Annotated in this window: 18 protein-coding genes; 17 read left to right on the plus strand and 1 reads right to left on the minus strand. The window is 71.2% G+C overall.

Annotated elements, in window-relative coordinates; genetic code table 11:
* Positions 1 to 38 precede the first annotated feature (38 nt).
* The 11 genes from ACIO3S_RS28110 (at position 39) to ACIO3S_RS28160 (ending at position 11542) form a co-directional block, all read left to right on the plus strand.
* Positions 39 to 860, plus strand: coding sequence for a ThuA domain-containing protein (locus ACIO3S_RS28110; protein WP_400469776.1), 822 nt, complete (start codon positions 39 to 41; stop codon positions 858 to 860).
* Positions 857 to 2023 carry an inositol-3-phosphate synthase gene (locus ACIO3S_RS28115; protein ID WP_400469779.1) on the plus strand — a complete coding sequence of 389 codons (1167 nt, stop codon included), beginning with the start codon at positions 857 to 859 and terminating at the stop codon, positions 2021 to 2023. The genes ACIO3S_RS28110 and ACIO3S_RS28115 overlap by 4 nt, the downstream gene beginning before the upstream one ends.
* A complete protein-coding gene (locus ACIO3S_RS28120; RefSeq protein ID WP_400469782.1) occupies positions 2020 to 2868 on the plus strand; it encodes an SCO3242 family prenyltransferase in 849 nt (282 codons plus the stop codon). Before ACIO3S_RS28115 ends, ACIO3S_RS28120 begins: the two co-directional genes overlap by 4 nt.
* On the plus strand, positions 2865 to 3743 hold the full coding sequence (locus ACIO3S_RS28125; protein ID WP_400469785.1) for a sugar phosphate isomerase/epimerase family protein: 879 nt from the start codon (positions 2865 to 2867) through the stop codon (positions 3741 to 3743). The genes ACIO3S_RS28120 and ACIO3S_RS28125 overlap by 4 nt, the downstream gene beginning before the upstream one ends.
* On the plus strand, positions 3740 to 4336 hold the full coding sequence (locus ACIO3S_RS28130; RefSeq protein ID WP_400469788.1) for an EboA domain-containing protein: 597 nt from the start codon (positions 3740 to 3742) through the stop codon (positions 4334 to 4336). Before ACIO3S_RS28125 ends, ACIO3S_RS28130 begins: the two co-directional genes overlap by 4 nt.
* On the plus strand, positions 4336 to 5193 hold the full coding sequence (locus ACIO3S_RS28135; protein ID WP_400469791.1) for a TatD family hydrolase: 858 nt from the start codon (positions 4336 to 4338) through the stop codon (positions 5191 to 5193). Before ACIO3S_RS28130 ends, ACIO3S_RS28135 begins: the two co-directional genes overlap by 1 nt.
* Complete coding sequence (eboE, locus tag ACIO3S_RS28140; RefSeq protein ID WP_400469794.1) at positions 5190 to 6374, plus strand: metabolite traffic protein EboE; 1185 nt, start codon at positions 5190 to 5192, stop codon at positions 6372 to 6374. The genes ACIO3S_RS28135 and eboE overlap by 4 nt, the downstream gene beginning before the upstream one ends.
* On the plus strand, positions 6371 to 7741 hold the full coding sequence (locus tag ACIO3S_RS28145; RefSeq protein ID WP_400469797.1) for an alkaline phosphatase family protein: 1371 nt from the start codon (positions 6371 to 6373) through the stop codon (positions 7739 to 7741). Before eboE ends, ACIO3S_RS28145 begins: the two co-directional genes overlap by 4 nt.
* A 30-nt stretch (positions 7742 to 7771) precedes the next feature.
* Entirely contained in the window at positions 7772 to 8779 is a 1008-nt protein-coding gene (locus ACIO3S_RS28150) for a sugar phosphate isomerase/epimerase family protein (RefSeq protein WP_400469800.1), read from the plus strand.
* 40 nt (positions 8780 to 8819) lie between these two features.
* Positions 8820 to 9785 (plus strand): sugar phosphate isomerase/epimerase family protein, encoded by a 966-nt coding sequence (locus tag ACIO3S_RS28155; RefSeq protein ID WP_400469803.1) that lies wholly within the window; start codon positions 8820 to 8822, stop codon positions 9783 to 9785.
* Positions 9786 to 9973: 188 nt separating this feature from the next.
* Complete coding sequence (locus ACIO3S_RS28160; protein ID WP_400469806.1) at positions 9974 to 11542, plus strand: glycosyltransferase; 1569 nt, start codon at positions 9974 to 9976, stop codon at positions 11540 to 11542.
* A 109-nt stretch (positions 11543 to 11651) separates the two neighbouring features.
* Here ACIO3S_RS28160 and ACIO3S_RS28165 read toward each other — a convergent pair whose 3' ends face one another.
* On the minus strand, positions 11652 to 12698 hold the full coding sequence (locus ACIO3S_RS28165) for a class I SAM-dependent methyltransferase (protein WP_400469809.1): 1047 nt from the start codon (positions 12696 to 12698) through the stop codon (positions 11652 to 11654).
* Between the two features lie 196 nt (positions 12699 to 12894).
* Here ACIO3S_RS28165 and ACIO3S_RS28170 point away from each other — a divergent pair, with 196 nt between their 5' ends.
* The 6 genes from ACIO3S_RS28170 to ACIO3S_RS28195 all read left to right on the plus strand — a co-directional run bounded on the left by ACIO3S_RS28170 (position 12895) and on the right by ACIO3S_RS28195 (position 20107).
* Positions 12895 to 13233 carry a P-II family nitrogen regulator gene (locus ACIO3S_RS28170; protein WP_141803747.1) on the plus strand — a complete coding sequence of 113 codons (339 nt, stop codon included), beginning with the start codon at positions 12895 to 12897 and terminating at the stop codon, positions 13231 to 13233.
* Positions 13234 to 13282: 49 nt separating this feature from the next.
* Entirely contained in the window at positions 13283 to 13621 is a 339-nt protein-coding gene (locus tag ACIO3S_RS28175; protein WP_008363338.1) for a P-II family nitrogen regulator, read from the plus strand.
* Between the two features lie 51 nt (positions 13622 to 13672).
* Positions 13673 to 15937, plus strand: a complete 2265-nt coding sequence (locus ACIO3S_RS28180) for a [protein-PII] uridylyltransferase (RefSeq protein ID WP_400469909.1) — start codon at positions 13673 to 13675, stop codon at positions 15935 to 15937.
* A gap of 103 nt (positions 15938 to 16040) precedes the next feature.
* On the plus strand, positions 16041 to 17603 hold the full coding sequence (ffh, locus tag ACIO3S_RS28185; protein WP_357340412.1) for a signal recognition particle protein: 1563 nt from the start codon (positions 16041 to 16043) through the stop codon (positions 17601 to 17603).
* A 13-nt stretch (positions 17604 to 17616) separates the two neighbouring features.
* Positions 17617 to 17979, plus strand: a complete 363-nt coding sequence (locus tag ACIO3S_RS28190; RefSeq protein WP_350719060.1) for a hypothetical protein — start codon at positions 17617 to 17619, stop codon at positions 17977 to 17979.
* Between the two features lie 130 nt (positions 17980 to 18109).
* Complete coding sequence (locus tag ACIO3S_RS28195) at positions 18110 to 20107, plus strand: glycoside hydrolase family 3 protein (protein WP_400469814.1); 1998 nt, start codon at positions 18110 to 18112, stop codon at positions 20105 to 20107.
* The last annotated feature ends 58 nt before the right edge of the window (positions 20108 to 20165 follow it).

The following is a 20165-nucleotide window of genomic DNA, read 5'->3' on the forward strand; positions in this document are numbered from 1 at the left end:
AGCCTGTTCAGACCGTTGAGCACAGAAGGGATACGCACATGAAGCACGGATCGAGAAGGTTCCGGACGCTGATCGCGGGAGTCGGGCTGGTGGCGGTGGCCGCCTTCGCCCCGGGCCTGACACCGGCGCCGGCCGCGAGCGCGGACCGCTCTGAGGTGAGCGAGGGAACTGGGACGTACGACGTCCTGGTGTTCTCCAAGACCGCCGGGTTCCGGCACGGCTCCATCCCTGACGGCATCGCGGCGATCGAGAGGCTGGGGGCCGAGAACGGCTTCACGGTGACCGCCACCGAGGACGCGGCGGTGTTCAACGACACCGACCTGGCGGCGTACGAGGCGGTGCTATGGCTCTCTACGACGGGTGACGTGCTCGACTCCGGTCAGCAGGCCGCCTTCGAGCGCTACATCCAGGACGGTGGCGGCTATGTGGGCGTGCACGCCGCCTCCGACACCGAGTACGACTGGCCCTGGTACGGCGGCCTCGTCGGTGCCTACTTCGCCGGCCACCCTGCCCAGCAGACCGCGACGGTGAAGGTGCACGCGCACAACACCGCGGCGACGGCCGAGCTGCCGAAGCGGTGGACGCGCTGGGACGAGTGGTACAGCTTCCGCGACCGTCCGGCCGACTCGATCCGGGTCCTCGCCGACCTCGACGAGACCAGCTACAACCCGGGCCGGTTCGCCATGGGTGACCCGCACCCGATCGCCTGGTGTCACCGCTACGACGGCGGCCGGGCCTTCTACACCGGCATGGGCCACACCTCGGAGTCGTTCACCGAGCCGGAGTTCCTCTCCCACGTGCTCGGCGGCATCCAGATGGTCGCCGGTGCCGCCCGCTTCCGCTGCGAGGCGGACAGATGAGCGGACTGATGAGCGGGCGGGTCGGGCTCTGGCTGGTCGGTGCCTGCGGGTCGGTGGGCGTCACGACGACCGTCGGCGCGCTGGCTGTCCGGGCCGGGCTCGCAGGGCGGGTCGGACTGGTCGCCGAGCAGCCGGAGATCGCCGCCGCCGGGCTGCCCTCGTTGGACGATCTGGTGATCGGTGGGCATGACCTGCGGGCGGACCCGTTGCTGAAGCGGGCCGAGCGGCTCGCCGCGGGCGGGGTCGTTCCCGCCGGGATCCTGCCGGCGATCGCCGGCGAGCTGGAGGAGGTCGAGAGGCGACTGCGTACGGGCTATGACCCGGCGGGCGCCGAGCCGCAAGGTGTCGCGGTCGAGCGGCTGACCGCCGACCTCGTCGCCTTCCGCGAGGAGCACGGGCTCGAGCGGGTGGTCGTGATCGACGTGGCGAGCACCGAGCCGCCGGCCGAGGTCGTCGACGGCGGACCGCTCGCCGACCCCGACACCCTGGACGCGGCGCTGGCCGCGGGGGAGTCCCCGCTGCCGGCCAGCTCCGTCTACGTCCTGGCCGCCTACCGGGCCGGCTGCCCGGTGGTCTCGTTCACGCCCAGTCCCGGGCCGCGGCTGCCGGTGCTCGTCACCCTCGCCGAGCGCGCCGGGCTCCCGTGGGCGGGATCGGACGGGAAGACCGGGGAGACGTTGCTGAAGTCGGCGCTGGCGCCGATGTTCTCGACGCGGGCGCTGCAGGTCAACGCCTGGGCCTCCTACAACATGCTCGGTGGCGGTGACGGCGCCACGCTCGCCGACCCGGCCAACGCGCAGAGCAAGCTCGTCACCAAGGCCCAGGGGCTGGAGGCGATGCTCGGTCACCCGGTGCAGGGGCCGATGCACATCGACTACGTCCCCGACCACGGCGACTGGAAGACCGCCATCGACCACGTCTCCTTCGAGGGGTTCCTCGGGGTGCGGATGTCGCTGCAGTTCACCTGGAGTGGCTGCGACTCCGCGCTGGCCGCGCCCCTGGTGCTCGACCTGGCCCGGCTCGTCCTGCGCGCGCAGGAGGCGGGGGAGAGCGGACCGCTTCCGTTCGGGTTCTTCTTCAAGGACCCGGCCGGCTCCACCGAGCACCGGCTCGGTACGCAGTGGGAAGAGCTGGTCGCGTGGTGCGCTCGGGTGGGCGCATGACATCTCGCGCCCGAGCCTTCGCCGAGCTGGTCCGGCTGCCGGCGGCCCTCACCGTGCCGGGTGACACCCTGGCCGGTGCCGCCGCGGCCGGTCCGCTGCGGGCCCGCGCGGTCGCGATGCCGGCCGCCTCGGTGGCGCTCTACTGGGCCGGGATGGCGCTCAACGACTGGGCCGACCGGGACCTCGACGCCGTCGAGCGCCCCGAGCGGCCGATCCCGTCGGGCCGGGTCAGCCCGCGGCAGGCGCTCGGGGTGGCCGTCGGGCTGACCGCGGCGGGTGTCGGGCTGGCCGGGCTCGCAGGCGGGCGTCCGGCCGCGGTGACGGCGGCCGCCCTGGCCGGGACGGTGTGGGCCTACGACACCGTCCTCAAGGACACCTCGGCCGGACCGGTCGCGATGGCCGCGGCCCGTGGCCTCGACGTGCTCCTCGGCGCGAGCGCGAGCGGGCGTACGCGCGCCGGGCTGGTGCCGGCCGGCCTGCTCGCCGCGCACACCGCCGGGGTCACCCTGCTCAGCCGGGGCGAGGTCCACGGCACCCGTCCCGTCACCGCGACTCTCGCCGGGGCGGTCACGGTCGTGACCGCCGTCGCGGCGGCCGGCCATGGGCGGGCGGCGCTGCCCGTAGCCCTCGCCGCGACGTACGCACGCAGTGTCGGTTCCGCGCAGCTGGCCGCGGTCTCCTCGCCGGATGCCGGTACGGTCCGGCGCGCCACCGGCGCCGGGATCCGCGGGATGATCCCGCTCCAGGCCGCGCTCATCGCCCGCCGTTCGCCGCTGGCCGCGGTCGCGCTGCTGGCGGCCGGCCCGATCGTCAAGGCCGCCTCGAAGGTGGTGTCACCGACATGAGCACGACGAGCACATTGCGCTTCGGCTACGGCACCAACGGCATGCACAGCCACCGGCTCGAGGACGCGCTGAGCCTCCTGGCCGCGCTGGGCTACGACGGGGTCGCGCTGACGCTCGACCACCTTCACCTGGACCCCTTCCGGCCGAACCTGGCGGGCCGGGTCGCCGAGGTCGGCCGACGGCTGGACGAGCTCGGCCTGTCGGTCGTGATCGAGACCGGCGCTCGCTACATCCTCGATCCGCTCCGCAAGCACTACCCGACGCTGCTCCACCCGGGACCGGACGCGAGCCGTCGGGTCGACTATCTGCACCGGGCGGTCGAGGTGGCTGCCGACCTCGGCGCCGAGGCGGTCTCGTTCTGGTCGGGCACCCTGCCGGACGGAGTGGACGAGGACCGGGCCTGGGGACGCCTGTGCGACGGGGTGTGGCGGGTCCTCGACCTCGCCGGTCGCCGCGGCGTCGTGTGCGCCGTCGAGCCCGAGCCCGGGCACTTCGTCGACACCCTCGACTCCGTGATCGAGCTTCGCCGGCGCCTGGACGACCCGGAGCTGCTGCGGGTCACGCTCGACCTCGGTCATGTCGTGTGCAACGAGCCGCGGGGGATGGCCGAGACCATCCGCCTTGCCGGTCCGCTGCTGGCCAACGTGCAGGTCGACGACATGGTGGAGGGCGTCCACGAGCACCTGGAGCTGGGCACCGGCGAGGTCGACTTCGCCGCCGCGCTCGGCACCCTGGTCGAGATCGGCTACACCGGGCTCGCCGCGCTCGAGCTGCCCCGCCAGTCCCACGCCGCCCCGGTCGTCGCCGAGCGCTCCCTCGCGTTCCTGCGGGAGACCCTCGAGGACCTGCCCCGACCCGAGGAGGTGGGCGCATGAACGAGAAGCTGCTCGCCGAGTGGTGCGCCGAGATCGAGACCGACCCCACCCGGATCAGGACCCGCTTCCCGGCCGCGGCCAGGGAGATCGGCCGCACTCCGCGCACCTCGCCGGAGCCGGGCGCGGAGCGGGTCGAGGACGACGTACGCGTGCGGCTGCTGCTGGCGCTCGGCCGTGGCCTGGCCGGTGACCCCGACGCGTTGAGCGTCGAGGTGCACGACCTCTACCGCTTCGGCGACGCCGACGAGCGGCGGGCGGTCCTGATCGGCCTCGGGCACCTCGAGGAGGCGATCGGCGATCGTGCCGTCGACCTGCTCCACGACGCGCTGCGCACCAACGACCCCCGCTTGGTGGCAGCCGCGCTGGGGACGTACGCCGCTCGTCTCGATCCCGCCGCGTGGCGTCAGGCCGTCCTCAAGTGTCTCTTCGTCGGCGTACCTCTTCGTCTGGTGGCCGGCCTCGACAGGTCGGACGACGAGCTGCGCCGGATGGTCGCCGACTATGCCGCCGAGCGGCGCGCGGCCGGCCGCGAGGTGCCCGCCGACGCCCTCTCCTTCCTGCCCGCCCCCACCCAGACCGCTCGGGAGTCCTGATGCGCATCTTCGACCCGCACATCCACATGACCTCGCGTACGACCGACGACTACGAGGCGATGTACGCCGCCGGCGTCCGTGCCCTGGTGGAGCCGGCCTTCTGGCTCGGCCAGCCGCGGACCAGCGTCGACTCGTTCGTCGACTACTTCGACGCGCTGGTCGGCTGGGAGCGGTTCCGGGCCTCGCAGTTCGGCATCGCCCACCACTGCACGATCGCGCTCAACCCGAAGGAGGCCAACGACCCGCGCTGCACCCCGGTGCTCGACCTGCTGCCGCGCTACCTCGCCAAGGACGGGGTCGTCGCGGTCGGCGAGATCGGCTTCGACTCGATGACCGAGGACGAGGAGAAGGCGTTCGGCCGCCAGCTGGAGCTGGCCCGCGAGTTCGCGCTGCCCGCGATGGTGCACACGCCCCACCGCGACAAGCTGGCCGGAACCCGCCGCACCCTCGACCTCGTCGAGGCGGCCGGGATGGAGCCCGGGATGGTCGTCGTCGACCACCTCAACGAGGTGACCGTCGACGTCGTCGACGAGGCCGGCGCCTGGATGGGCTTCTCGATCTACCCCGACACCAAGATGGACCCCGACCGGATGGTCGCGATTCTCCAGCGCCGAGGTCTCGACCGGGTGCTGGTCAACTCGGCCGCCGACTGGGGCAGGAGCGACCCGCTGCGCACGCGGGCGACCGGCGAGGCGATGCTGGCGGCCGGCTTCACCGAGGACGACGTCGACCGGGTGCTGTGGCGCAACCCGGTGGAGTTCTTCGGCCAGAGCGGACGGCTGCTGCTCGACGTACCTGCGGCCGACCAGGGTGCGACCTTCGCCGGCAACTCGTTGCTGCGAGGTGAGCGGGCATGAGGTTCCGGCACCGCGACGGCACCGTCGTCCACCTCGCCTACTGCAGCAACGTGCATCCGGCCGAGGACGTCGACGGGATCCTCGACCAGCTCCGCCGCTACGCCGGCGAGGTGCGCGCCCGGCTCGGCGTGCAGCGGCTCGGCCTCGGTCTGTGGCTGCCCGCCGCGACCGCGCACGAGCTGGCCGGCGACCCGGCCACCCTCGACCGGTTGCGCACCGGCCTGGACCGCCACGGCCTGGAGGTCGTCACGCTCAACGCCTTCCCGTACGCCGGGTTCCATGCTCCGGTCGTGAAGCGCGACGTCTACTCCCCGGACTGGTCGACCCGGCGCCGCCTCGACTACACCCTCGATTGCGCCCGGGTGCTGTCGGCGCTGCTGCCAGACGATGCCGTACGCGGCAGCATCTCGACGCTCCCGCTGGGCTGGCGCACCCCGTGGTTCACCGACCGCGACCGGGCGGCGCGCGAGCTGATCGGCGAGCTCGCCGACGGCCTGGCCGGCATCGAGGCCGAGCACGGCCGGCCGGTGCGGGTCGGGTTCGAGCCCGAGCCCGGCTGCGTCGTGGAGACGACCCGTGACGCGGTCACCCGGCTCGCCGGACTGGCCCCCGACCACCTCGGGATCTGCGTCGACACCTGCCACCTCGCCACCCAGTTCGAGGACGCCACCGAGGCGCTCGACCGGCTGCGCGTGGCCGGGCTGCCGGTGGTCAAGGTCCAGGTCTCCGCGGCCCTGCACGCCGATGACCCGAGCGATCCGGCGACCCGGGAGGCTCTGGCCTCCTACGCCGAGGACCGCTTCCTCCACCAGACCCGCGAGCCGCGCGGGGCGCGGGTGGACAGCCGTGACGACCTGCCCGAGGCGCTTGCCGGCCATCGCCCGCTGCCGGCCGAGCATCCCTGGCGAGTGCACTTCCACGTACCTCTCCACGCCGATCCGGCCCCGCCGCTGCGCAGCACCCGCGACCACCTGGCGGGCACGCTCGACGCGCTCCTCGGCGGCCCGGTGGCCCACACCGACCACCTCGAGGTCGAGACCTACACCTGGGGCGTACTGCCCGAGCAGGTCCGCCCCGACGGAGACGCCGGCCTGGTCGCGGGCATCGCGGCCGAGCTGGCCTGGACCCGCGACCGGCTCCTCGAAGCCGGTCTCGAACAGCTGCAGGAGGCATCGGCATGATCGAGCACAACGAGAAGCTGCTGGTCATCGACGTGGTCGGGATGACCCCCGAGCTGCTCCAGCACATGCCGCGGGTGCGGCAGGTGGGGGAGTCGGGGTTCACCGCCGAGCTGGGCACCGTGCTGCCCGCGGTCACCTGCTCGGTCCAGTCGACCTTCCTGACCGGCGCGCTGCCGCGAGAGCACGGCATCGTCGGCAACGGCTGGTACTTCCGCGACCTCGGCGAGGTGCTCCTGTGGCGCCAGCACAACGCGCTGGTGCAGGGCGAGAAGCTGTGGGACGTCGTCCGCAGGCGCCGTCCCGGCGCGAAGGTCGCCAACATCTGCTGGTGGTACGCCATGGGTGCCGACGTCGACACCACGGTCACCCCGCGCCCGGCCTACCACGCCGACGGCAAGAAGTCGCCGGACTGCTGGACCTGGCCGCCCGAGCTCCATGACACCCTCACCGCGGAGCTGGGCCCGTTCCCGCTGTTCACCTACTGGGGTCCCACGGCCTCGATCAAGAGCTCGGCATGGATCGTCGCAGCCGCGCGCAAGGTCATGCCCGACCACGACCTCACCCTCGTCTACGTCCCGCATCTCGACTACGACCTGCAGCGGTTCGGCCCCGACAGCCCGCAGGCGGTCCAGGCGGCCCGCGATGTCGACGCCACCCTGGCGCCGCTGCTCGATGACGCCGACGCCGCAGGCGTACGCGTCGTACTGCTGAGCGAGTACGGCATCACCCGCGCCACCCGGCCGGTCGACGTCAACCGGCTGCTGCGCCGCGAAGGCTTCCTGCACGTCCACCACAACGCCACCGGCGAGCTGCTCGACCCGTGGACGTCGCGGGCCTTCGCGGTCGCCGACCACCAGATCGCCCACGTCTACATCAAGGACCCCGCCGACCTGGAGCGGGTCCGGGACCTGCTCACCGGGCTCGACGGTGTGGCCGAGGTCCTCGACCGCGCCGGCCAAGCGGCGTACGGACTCGACCACGAGCGCGCCGGCGAGCTCGTCGTGGTGGCCGAGCCGGATGCCTGGTTCACCTACTACTACTGGCTCGACGACGCGAACGCGCCCGACTTCGCCCGCGGCGTCGAGATCCACAAGAAGCCCGGCTACGACCCCGCCGAGCTGTTCCTCGACCCCGAGGACCGCTGGGTCAAGCTGCGCGCCGCCACCACGCTGGCCCGTAAGACGGCCGGGCTGCGCTACGCCATGAGCGTGGTGCCGCTCGACCCCGCCCCGGTCTCCGGCAGCCACGGCCGGCTGCCGGACGACCCCGCGCACGGCCCGGTGCTCGTCTGCTCCGACGCCTCCGCCAAGCGCGACCGGTTCGAGGCCACCGAGGTCCGCGACCTGCTCGCATCCCTGCTCCCCTGAACTGCTCCCCTGAGGAAGGACAACCACACCATGACCCGACCGATCACGCTCTTCACCGGCCAGTGGGCCGACCTGCCGTTCGAGGAGGTCTGCCGCCTCGCTTCCGAGTGGGGGTACGACGGCCTCGAGATCGCCTGCTGGGGCGATCACCTCGACGTCTGGCAGGCCGCCGAGGACGAGACGTACGTCCAGGCGAAGCTGGACCTGCTGGAGAAGCACAACCTCAAGGTCTTCACGATCTCCAACCACCTCAAGGGCCAGGCGGTCTGCGACGATCCCATCGACCAGCGCCACAAAGACATCCTGCCCGCGAAGATCTGGGGCGACGGCGACCCCGAGGGCGTACGTCAGCGGGCGGCCGAGGAGATGAAGATGACCGCCCGGGCGGCGAAGAACCTCGGGGTCAAGACGGTCGTCGGCTTCACCGGCTCCTCGATCTGGAAGTACGTCGCGATGTTCCCGCCCGTCACCCAGGAGATGGTCGAGGCCGGCTACCGGGACTTCGCCGACCGGTGGAACCCGATCCTCGACGTCTTCGACGAGTGCGGGGTGCGGTTCGCCCACGAGGTCCACCCCTCCGAGATCGCCTACGACTACTGGTCGACCGTCGCGACGCTGGAGGCGATCGGCCACCGCGAGGCGTTCGGGCTCAACTGGGACCCCAGCCACATGGTGTGGCAGCAGGTCGACCCGGTCGGGTTCCTGTGGGACTTCCGCGACCGGATCTACCACGTGGACTGCAAGGACACGAAGATGCAGACCGGCAACGGCCGCAACGCCCGGCTCGGCTCCCACCTCGCCTGGGCCGACCCGCGGCGCGGCTGGGACTTCGTCTCGACCGGCCACGGCGACGTGCCGTGGGAGCAGTGCTTCCGGATGCTCAACTCCATCGGCTACGACGGCCCCATCTCGGTCGAGTGGGAGGACGCCGGCATGGACCGCCTCGTCGGTGCCCCCGAGGCACTCGAGTTCGTCCGCCGGCTCGCCTTCGACGCCCCTGACGCCTCCTTCGACGCCGCCTTCAGCACCACCGACTGACTCGACCCCGAGAGTTCGACAACCCCGAGAGGAAACCCCCATGTGTTACGGATTCGATGGTGAGGGCGCGCTGCGCCGCTCGCTGGAGGAGCGTGGCCTGAGCCGTCGCTCCATGTTCAAGGGCGCCCTGGGCGCCGTCGCCGGCGGTGCCGCGCTGGCGGCCGTTCCGGGTCTGCTCTCGCCGGCCGGCGCTGCCGTGGCGGCCAAGCGCGGCGGGTGCCGAGTGCCTCCGGGCCGGATCAGCATCCAGCTGTGGACCGTCCGCGACGCGCTGTGGGGCGACCCGGGCTTCGATGCGACGCTGACCTCGATCGCCGAGATGGGCTACCCGCGGGTGGAGCAGGCTCTGGGCTACTTCGACAAGACCGCGGCCGAGCTGCGGGCCTTCTACGACGGCCTCGGCATCCGCGCCTCCTCGTCCCACGACGGCATCAGCGCCACCCCCGCCGAGCTGCAGACCAAGCTGCAGAACGCCGCGACCCTCGGCCAGCGCTACATGGTGGTGCCCTACCTCGCCTCCAACTCGCTCTCGGAATGGCAGACCTGGGCGGAGCAGATGAACGTCGAGGCGGCGGCCGCCAAGCGCTACGGGATCGCCTACGGCTACCACAACCACGCCCACGAGTTCACCACCGATCTCGGCGGCGGGGTGACCCCGTGGGACATCCTCACCACCGAGCTGGACCCGAGGCTGGTGCACCTCGAGATCGACATCTACTGGGCCGTGACGGGCGGGGTCAACCTGGGCCTGTCCAACGACGACGCCGTCGACTTCGCGATCGACACCATCAAGTCGGGCCCGCAGCGGGTGCGGCAGTACCACGTGAAGGACCGCAACCCCACCACCGGCGACCACGTCGATCTGGGCACCGGCTTCATCGACTTCGCCAAGGTCTTCGCGGCCCACGAGGTCGAGGAGTACATCGTCGAGAACGACACCCCGGAGATCAGCCCGCTCCACACCGCGGAGGTCGGCTACTCCTACCTGCGTGGCCTGCGCTACTGACGTACGCCTCTGGAGTACGCCACACCTGACTCGGCAGCCGCCCCCGACCCTCCCTGCGGGGCGGCTGCCGTCTCCTCCCGGACACTCGGTGAACCCTCCGAGAAGTCGGGATGACGACCGTCCCCAAACGGTCGGGTGCCCCGTGTCGGGTGCTGCGAACCCTCGGTGAGGGTCATAGGCTGAAGACCATGCCATCGCCCCGGGTATCGCTGATCACCGCTGTCTACAACCCGCCCGCCGATGCCTTCGAGGACACGATCGCGTCGGTCCTCGGCCAGACCCATGAGGACTGGGAGTGGGTTCTCAGCGACGACCGCTCACCCGCGCCCTGGGTGCTTCCGCGGCTGCGCGAGCTGGCCGCGAACGAGCCGCGGGTGCGGATCGTGGAGCGTGCGGAGAACGGTGGCATCGTGGCCGCCTCGAACTCCTCGCTGGCCGAGGCAACCGGCGAGCTGGTCGCCCTGCTCGACCACGACGACGTGCTCGAGCCGAACGCGCTGGAGAAGATGGTCCGCGCCTACGACCGGTTCGAGGACCTCGACTACGCCTACAGCGACCAGGACCTGATGAGCGACGCAGGCGAGCTCCGAGACGCCTACTACAAGCCCGACTGGTCCCCGGAGCGGCTGCGGCACCACAACTACTGCACCCACTTCTCGGTGTTTCGCCGCTCGGTCGTGGAGGAGGTCGGCGGCTTCCAGGAGGGCTTCGACGGCTCCCAGGACCACGATCTCGTGCTGCGGGTCAGCGAGCGAGCCCGCCGCATCGTCCACGTCCCCGGCGCGCTCTACCACTGGCGCATGGTGCCGGGCTCCGCCGCCGCGGACAACCAGGCCAAGCCGTACGCCTGGGACGCCGGCGTACGCGCCGTCCAGGCCCACCTCGACCGGCTCGGGATCCGGGCCACGGCCTCGCGCGGCGTCTCGCCCGGGCTCTACCGCGTCGAGCGGGAGCCCGACCTGGACACCCCGGTCAGCGTCATCATCCCGACCATCGGCACCAGTGCGATCGTGTGGGGCGAGAAGCGCGCGATGGTCGTCGAGACCGTCCGCTCCGTGGTCGCCTCCACCAAGCACCGCAACGTCGAGTTCGTGATCGTCTACGACACCCCGACCCCGGCCCCGGTGCTGGAGGCGCTGCGGGCGATCGAGGGTGCCGACATCAAGCTCGTCGAGTTCACCGAGAAGTTCAGCTTCAGCGCCAAGTGCAACGTCGGTGCCGCCCACGCCACCGGTGACGTCCTGATCTTCCTCAACGACGACATGGAGGCCTACTCCGAGGGCGTCATCGAGAACCTGATCGCGCCGCTGCGCGAGCCGGACGTCGGCATGACCGGTCCGAAGCTCCTCTTCGAGGACTACCGCATCCAGCACGCCGGCCTGGTCTACGGCAGTGGCACCATCACCCACGCCTACTACCGCGCGCGCCCCGAGGAACGCGGCAACCACGGCGAGCTGCACATCAACCGGGAGACCTCCGCGCTGACCGGCGCCTGCGTTGCGATGCGGCGCGAGGTCTTCTTCGACGCGGGCGGTTTCAGCGAACGGCTCCCGGTCAACTACAACGACGTCGACCTGTGCCTCAAGGTGCGTCGCTCACTGGGCCTGCGCCTGGTCTGGCTCCACGACGTCACCCTCTTCCACTTCGAGTCCGTCAGCCGCGACAACGCGGTCCACGACTGGGAGAAGGACTTCATCAACAACCGCTGGGGCAACTACGAGTACGTACGCGAGGCGTACTCCAACGGCGTCCGCTGACCCGGCTGTGATCGCCGAGTCGGCGCAAATTGACCAGATTCACCGCCGAGTCGGCGCGTCATAACGAGCCGACTCGGCCGATCTTGGTCAGGACGAGCCGACTCGGCGGTCAGCCTTGGGCTGCGCGGCGGAGGCGGCGTACGACTCGTCGGCCGAAGTTGCGCACCGGGTGGCGGGTGGCGTAGGTCAGGTCGGCCTCGAGGCCAGCTACCTTGCTGCGCAGTCGCTCGATGCGCTCGCGGCGGCGCCGGTTGACCTCGCGGGCCTCGCGCAGCTGCTTGGACAGGGTGCCGACCCGGGCCTGGGCGGAGTTGGCGGAGGCCTGGATGCCGAGGATGTGGTCGCGGGTGGCCAGCCGGGAGCGGGTGACCTCCTCGAACTTCTGGGTGTGTACGTCGCGGAACCGGACCTCGTCGGCCGGGACGGCCTGGACGAGCTCGGGAGCGGCCGGCGCGACCTCGCCGTCGGCGAGGGGCCGGGCGGCGAGCTGGAACTGGTAGACCAGCGCGTCGGGCTGCAGGCGCACCCACTCCACGGCGACCTCGGGGAGCAGGCCGGGGTCGACGGAGACCTCGACGTTGAGCGGGTCGGCCGTGGTGCCGCGCAGGTCCTCGACCGCGTAGCCCGCCTCGGTGAAGAGCTGCAGCAGCCCCTCGCGTGAGTAGAACTTGATGTGGGTGCGGTCCAGGAGACCGGTGTCGGTGGTCTGCCAGCGGCCCTGGAGCAGGGCGAGGCGGACCGAGCCGTGGGTGACGTTGGGGATCGAGATGACCACCTGGCCGCCGGGGGCGAGCAGGTCACGGGCCTGCTCGAGCGCCGCCCGCGGGTCGACGAGGTGCTCGAGGACGTCGGCGAAGATCACCACGTCGAAGGAGCCGGGCTCGACCATCTCGGTCAGCGGGGTCGCGTCGAGGTCGGCGACGACCACCCGCTCCAGGACCTTCTCGGCCAGGCTCGCCGCCTCCGGGTCGATCTCGATACCGGTGACGGTGCAGCCGCGCTCGGTGAGGATCCGGCCGATCTCACCGGTCCAGCAGCCGACGTCGAGGACCCGCTTCCCACTGCCCGCCGAGACGGCGGACTCAGCCAGGTCGATGACCTGCACATGGCTGGTGTTGCGGTGATCGAGGTCGATCTCGACGGCGTAGTGCGACATGCGACGAGGGTAGCGACCTTTGGTGGCGCCGCGCGGGTCCGGCACGGGTGATTTACGGGCTGTTTCGACGCTTCGGCGACGTACGGTGAAATGGTCTGTTACACAGTGGAAACAGATGCTTCGGGGTGTCGAAACGTCCCCGGGTGAAGGTGGCGGCGAAGATGACAGGATCAAGGACCTCTGGAGGCGCCCTCTCGTGAAGCTCGTGACCGCAGTGATCAAGCCCCATAAGTGGGAGGACGTGCGCGAGGCCCTCGAGGCCTTCGGCGTGACCGGCATGACCGTCTCCGAAGTCTCCGGCTACGGCCGGCAGAAGGGTCACACCGAGGTCTACCGTGGCGCCGAGTACGACATCGCCCTGGTGCCGAAGATCCGCATCGAGATCGTCGTCGAGGACGAGGATGCCGCGGACGTCGTCGGGATCGTCGTGAAGACCGCACAGACCGGACGGATCGGCGACGGGAAGGTCTGGCTCAGCCCGATCGAGTCCGTCGTCCGTGTTCGGACCGGTGCACGTGATGCCGAGGCGCTCTGACTAGGCTTCGTCCGAGTGCCGGTCCATCGAATCCCACCGGAGGAGAGAAATGAAGCTCGTCACCGCAGTGATCAAACCCCACAAGTGGGAGGACGTTCGCGTCGCCCTCGAAGCTGTCGGTGTCACCGGCATGACCGTCTCCGAGGTCTCCGGCTACGGCCGGCAGAAGGGTCACACCGAGGTCTACCGCGGCGCTGAGTACGACGTCGCTCTGGTGCCGAAGATCCGCATCGAGATCGCCGTGCCCGACGAGGAGGTCGAGTCGGTGGTCAGCGCCATCGAGACCTCGGCGAAGACCGAGCGCATCGGTGACGGCAAGGTCTGGGTCTCCCCGTTGGAGACCATCGTGCGGGTCCGCACCGGCGACCGCGACGACGCCGCGATCTGACATCGTGAACGGGGCTGGGCATGAGCGAGCGCCAGCGAGCGACAATCAGAACTGTCGCGCCGCCGCGTTCGTATCCTGGCCTCTCTCGACGAACGCGGCGGCGTGACGGCTGAGGGCCGGGCGGCGCGCACAGCCGAGGCAGACGAGCAGTGCGCCAAGGCGTACGCCGCAGCGGGCGGCCCCGAGGTCGGGGTCGCCCTCGTCGCGGTCGGAGGATACGGGCGCGGGGAGCTCGCGCCGTTCTCCGACTGGGACGTGGTCCTGGTGCACGACGACGCCGTCTCGCCGGGTTCGGTGGCCGAGCAGGTCTGGTATCCGCTCTGGGACACCGCGCCCAAGCTCGACCACTCGGTGCGGTCGTTCTCCGAGATGCTCTCGTCCTCGACCGGTGACCTCCGGGTCGCCCTCGGGCTGCTCGACATCCGGCACCTGGCCGGCGACCGCGGGCTGGTGCTACGGCTGCGTACGACGATGCTGGCGCACTGGCGCAAGCACGCCCGGGCCCTGCTGCCCGAGCTGAGGACGATGAGCGTGGAGCGACACCGGCGTGCCGGTGAGCTCGCGCACGCCTCGGTGCCGGATCTGAAGGAGATGTACGGCGGGCTGCGGGACGCGGTTGTGATCAAGGCGATCGTGGCGACCTGGCTGGTCGACGTGCCCGCGGTCGACCTGGAGAAGTCGCGCCGCGCCCTGCTCGACGTCCGTGATCTCGTGCAGGAGATCGGCGGGCGGGCCACCGACCGGGTCGTGCCGGAGATGTGGGACCAGCTCGCCGAGCGGCTCGAGCTGGCCGACGCCCGCACGGCACAGGCCCACGTACGCACCATCGGCCGCCGCCTCACCCATCTCTCCCGCCTGGCCTGGCGGCGGGTCGACGGGGTCCTGGAACGCTCGCGGCCCGGAGCGCCGCGCCGCCCGCGGCTCGCGCCGCTGGGCAACGGTCTGGCGCTCGCCTCGGGCGAGGTGGTGCTGGTGCCGGGCGCCCGTCCGTCGCGGGATCCGCTGATGCTGCTGCGCGCCTCGGCGCTCGCCGCCGAGCAAGGGGTCGCGCTGGCGCCGCCGACCGCTGCGCGACTGGCCCGGGACACCCCGGCGCTGGCCGAGCCGTGGCCGGAGGAGGCGCGGCATCTCTTCGTACGTCTCCTGGGTGCCGGACGCGGGCTGCTCGCGGTCTGGGAGACGCTGGAGGAGACCGGCGCGGTCTCCCGGATCCTGCCCGAGTGGGAGCGGATCCGGCTCCTCCCGCACGCCTCGATCATCCACCGCTTCACCGTCGACCGGCACACCATCGAGACCTGTATCGAGGCGGTCGCGCTGCTGCCGCGCGTGGCCAGACCCGATGTGCTGCTGGTCGCGGCGCTGCTCCACGACATCGGCAAGGGGTCGCTGACCGAGCACAGCGTCGCGGGCGAGCCGATCGCCCGCCGGATCGCCTCCCGGATGGGCTTTCCGGAGGAGGAGGTCGACCTGATCTCGCAGTTGGTGCGCTGGCACCTGCTGCTCTCCACCACCGCGACCACCCGGGACCCGGACGACCCCGCGACCGTCGACCTGGTGGTGGACACGATGGGCGATGCCGAGGCGCTCGCCCTGCTCACCGCGCTCACCGAGGCCGACGCCCGGGCGACCAGCACCCAGGTGTGGAGCACCTGGCGGGCCCGGCTCATCCTCGACCTCGCCCGCCGGGCCGCGCGGGTCCTCGACACCGGCGCCGCCGCGGTGGAGCGGCCGCAGGCCGCGGTGGAGATCCCCGAGAGCGTACGTTCGGGCTCGGCCTCCTTCCGTGCCGAGCCGCTCGCCGACGGCGCCCGGGTCTGGGTGATCGCGCCCGACCGGCTCGGCCTGCTCGCCGACCTGGCCGCGACCTTCGCGGTCGCGCGGCTGCCGGTCAGAGCGTGTCGTGCCTGGCAGCAGGGCGGTTTCGGGGTCAGCGTGTGGGACCTCGACGACTCTTATGTCGACGCTGCGGTGCTGCGCACGCGCTTCTCCGCCATCACCGAGGGCCGCCTCGACCCGGCCACCCGGCTGGCCCCGAGCGCGGCCGCGCGGGGGAGCGAGCCCTCGGTCGTCGTACGTCCCGAGGCATCCAGCAAGGCCACCGTCCTCGAGGTGCGCACCATCGACCGTCCCGGGGTCGTCTACACCGTCGCCGTCGCGCTGGCGCGGATGGAGATCGCGGTCCGCTCCGCCCACATCTCCACCCTCGGCCCGCAGGCCGTCGACGTCTTCTACCTCCAGGAGGCCTCGGCCGGGGCCCTCGCCGAGCACCGGGCGGCCGAGGCGGCCCACGCGGTCCGCGCGGCCCTCGAATGCTGACCGAGGTATCTCGGTCAGCATCCAGCACGCGCCCGCCGGATATCACGCCACGTACAACAGTTCGTTAGGCTTGGCAGGACAACCACTCTGCTGAAGGACCGCCTTGTTCGCCACGCTCTCCGACCGGCTCGCCACGACGTTCAAGAACATTCGGGGCAAGGGCCGCCTCACCGATGCCGACATCGACGCCACCGCTCGCGAGATCCGCATCGCGCTGCTCGAGGCCGACGTCGCGCTGCCGGTGGTGCGCGAGTTCGTCGCCCGGGTCAAGGAGCGGGCGCGCGGCGAGGAGGTCAGCCAGGCGCTGAACCCCGCCCAGCAGATCGTCAAGATCGTCAACGACGAGCTGGTCACGATCCTGGGTGGCGAGACCCGCCGGCTCCGCTACGCCAAGACCGGCCCGACCGTCATCATGCTCGCGGGTCTGCAGGGTGCCGGTAAGACCACCCTGGCCGCGAAGCTCGCGCTGTGGCTGAAGGAGCAGGGCAAGGCCCCGCTGCTGGTGGCCGCCGACCTGCAGCGGCCGAACGCGGTCAACCAGCTCCAGGTCAACGGTGAGCGCGTCGGCGTCCCCGTCTACGCGCCCCAGCCCGGAAACGGTGTCGGCAACCCGGTCGACGTGGCCCGCGACGCCGTCGAGGAGGCCAAGCGCAAGCTCCACGACGTGGTCATCGTCGACACCGCCGGCCGCCTCGGCATCGACGAGGAGCTGATGAAGCAGGCCGCCGACATCAAGGCGGCGGTCAACCCCGACGAGGTCCTCTTCGTCGTCGACGCGATGATCGGTCAGGACGCGGTCAACACCGCGCAGGCCTTCCTCGACGGCGTCGGCTACGACGGCGTGGTCCTCACCAAGCTCGACGGTGACGCCCGCGGTGGTGCGGCGCTCTCCATCGTCCAGATCACCGGCAAGCCGGTCATGTTCGCCTCCAACGGCGAGAAGATGACCGACTTCGACCTGTTCCACCCCGACCGGATGGCCGGCCGCATCCTCGACATGGGCGACATGCTCACCCTGATCGAGCAGGCCGAGAAGACCTTCGACCAGGGGCAGGCCGAGAAGGACGCGGCCAAGATCGCGACCGGCGAGTTCACGCTCGAGGACTTCCTCAAGCAGATGCAGCAGCTGCGCAAGCTCGGTTCGATGTCGAAGCTGATGGGCATGCTGCCGGGTATGGGCCAGTTCCGCGAGCAGCTCGACAACTTCGACGAGCGCGAGATCGACCGGATCCAGGCGATCATCCAGTCGATGACCCCGGCCGAGCGCGCCAACCCGAAGATCCTCGACGGCTCCCGCCGCGCCCGCATCGCGAAGGGCTCGGGCCGCCAGGTCTCCGACGTCAACCAGCTCATCCAGCGCTTCACCGAGGCGTCGAAGATGATGAAGCAGCTCGCCTCCGGTGGCGGCATGCCCGGGATGCCGGGCGCGCCCGGCGCCGGCTTCGGCAAGCGCGCCGGCGCCAAGCAGGTGGCCCAGAAGAAGAAGGGCAAGGGCGCGCGCAAGTCCGGCAACCCGGCCAAGGCCGCCCAGCAGGCGAAGGCGGACGCCGAGAAGAAGCCGGCCGCAGCCAACCCGTTCGGCACGCCGGGTGGCGAGGAGATCGACTACGAGAAGGCCGCCGCCGAGCTCAATCTGCCCTCCGACTTCTCCAAGTTCCTCAAGTAAGAGGCCCCTCCAGGTGAGCACGGTGCTCGTCGTCGACGGCGCCAACGTCGTCGGCGCCCGCCCCGACGGCTGGTGGAAGGACCGCGCCGGCGCGGCGCGCCGGCTGCACGAGGCGCTGCTCGTCGCCGATCTCCCGCAGGACCGGATCGTCCTGGTCCTGGAGGGACAGGCCAAGGGCGGCGTACGTCCGGGCAGGGACGCCCACGTGCACACGGTCCACGCGCCCAAGGACGGTGACGCCGCGATCGTCGGTGTCGTCCGGGAGGCGCTGGAGAAGGGTGACCGGGTGACGCTGGTGACCGCCGACCGGCTGCTGCAGGCTCGTTGTGGCGGTGCCACGGCCCTGGGACCGTCCTGGTTGCTTGACCAGATCTGAGGAATTCGCAGGGTTACGCACGCGTAGCCATTGACCGCGATTGTGATCACCGTCACGCTGGGAGCGCTCTCACGAGCCGCGGCACCCCAACGCCGAGGTGCCGACAGATCACTCTCAGGAGGCCTGTCCCGTGCGATCACACAGACAGCGCGGCGCGATCGGCGGAGCCTCGGCTCTCGCCGGCCTGCTCTGCGCCACGCTCCTCGTAGCCCCAGCGTCCACCGCAGCGTCACCCACTGTGTCCACCGATGCGCTCACGCGCTCGGACCACGCGCTGCCCTACAAGAACCCACGCCTCGCCACCAAGACCCGCGTCGCCGACCTTCTCGCCCGGATGACGCTGGCCGAGAAGGTCGGTCAGATGGCCCAGGCCGAGCGAGCCGACGTCGCCGCGAACCCCGGCCAGATCGCCGAGCTCGGTCTCGGCAGCGTGCTCTCCGGCGGCGGCTCGACCCCCGCCGAGAACACCCCGGAGGCCTGGGCCGACACGGTCGACGCCTTCCAGGAGCAGGCGCTCTCGACGCGGCTGGGGATCCCGCTGCTCTACGGCGTCGACTCGGTCCACGGTCACGGCAACCTCAACGGTGCGACCGTGTTCCCGCACAACATCGGCCTCGGCGCGACCCGCGACCCGAAGCTCGCCGAGCGGATCGGGCACATCACCGCGGAGGAGACCCGAGCCACCGGGCCGCAGTGGACCTTCGCCCCGTGCATCTGCGTCGCCCGCGACGACCGGTGGGGGAGGACGTACGAGTCCTTCGGGGAGAACCCGAAGCTCGCCTCCCAGATGGCGCAGATGATCGAAGGGTTCCAGGGCGACAAGGGTGAGCTCGACGATCCCGACCGCGTCCTCGCCACCGCCAAGCACTTCGCCGGCGACGGCTTCACGACCTTCGGCACCGGCGAGGGCGACTACACCATCGACCAGGGCATCACCCAGGCCTCGCGCGCCGAGTTCGAGAAGCTGGCGCTCTCGCCGTACGTCACCGCCATCAAGAAGCACGACGTCGGCTCGGTGATGCCGTCTTTCTCCAGCGTCGACTGGACCGAGGACGGTCTCGGCAACCCGCTCAAGATGCACGCCCACGAGGAGCTCGTCACCGGCTGGCTCAAGGAGAAGCAGGGCTTCGACGGCCTGGTGATCTCCGACTGGCGGGCGATCCACCAGATCCCGGGGACGTACGCCGAGCAGGTCGCCATCTCGGTCAATGCCGGCGTCGACATGTTCATGGAGCCGTTCTCCGGTGACACCGTCGGCTACCCGCAGTTCATCGAGACGCTGACCGCCGCGGTCGAGGACGGCGCCGTCCCGATGGCCCGCATCGACGACGCGGTCTCCCGGATCCTGACCGCCAAGTTCGACCTCGGCCTCTTCGAGAAGCCGTTCACCGACCGGCGCAACATCGACGAGATCGGCAGCGCCGCCCACCGTCGCGTGGCGCGCGAGGCGGTCGCGAAGTCGCAGGTCCTGCTCCGGAACAGGCACGCGCTCCCGCTCTCGGGCGGCGACGACGTCTACGTCGCGGGCAGCAAGGCCGACAGCATCGGCGACCAGGCCGGCGGCTGGACGATCACCTGGCAGGGCAACTCGACCCACCAGATCCCCGGCGACACGATCCTCGACGGCATCGAGTCCGCGGCCCGCGGCGAGGTGACCCACTCGCCCGACGCCTCCGCGCCGGTCCCGGCCGGGGCGCACGGTGTCGTGGTCGTCGGCGAGCACCCGTACGCCGAGGGCTTCGGTGACATCGGCGGGCCCCGCTGGGGCTACGACCCCGGCGAGGGCGGCGTGCAGCGGCCCGCGCTGACGATGCACCTCAGCGACGCCGACACCGCCGCGATCGAGACGGTCTGTGCGGCCGCCGCGACCTGCACGGTGCTCGTCGTCTCCGGGCGACCGATGATCATCCCGCCGGGGCTGCTCGGGCAGATCGACGCCCTGGTCGCCTCCTGGCTCCCGGGCAGCGAGGGCAAGGGCGTCGCCGACGTGCTCTTCGGCAAGCGTCCGTTCACCGGGAAGCTCCCGGTGACCTGGCCCCGCTCGATCGACCAGGAGCCGATCAACATCGGGGATTCCGACTATGACCCGCTGTTTGCCTACGGACACGGCCTGAAGACTCACCGATAGCGAAAAGGCCCGGTCCGAGTTCTGCGAATCCTCGATTCGCGACGCTTGGATCGGGCCA

It is taken from the genome of Nocardioides sp. NPDC087217 (genome assembly GCF_044744805.1).
GTDB lineage: Bacteria > Actinomycetota > Actinomycetes > Propionibacteriales > Nocardioidaceae > Nocardioides.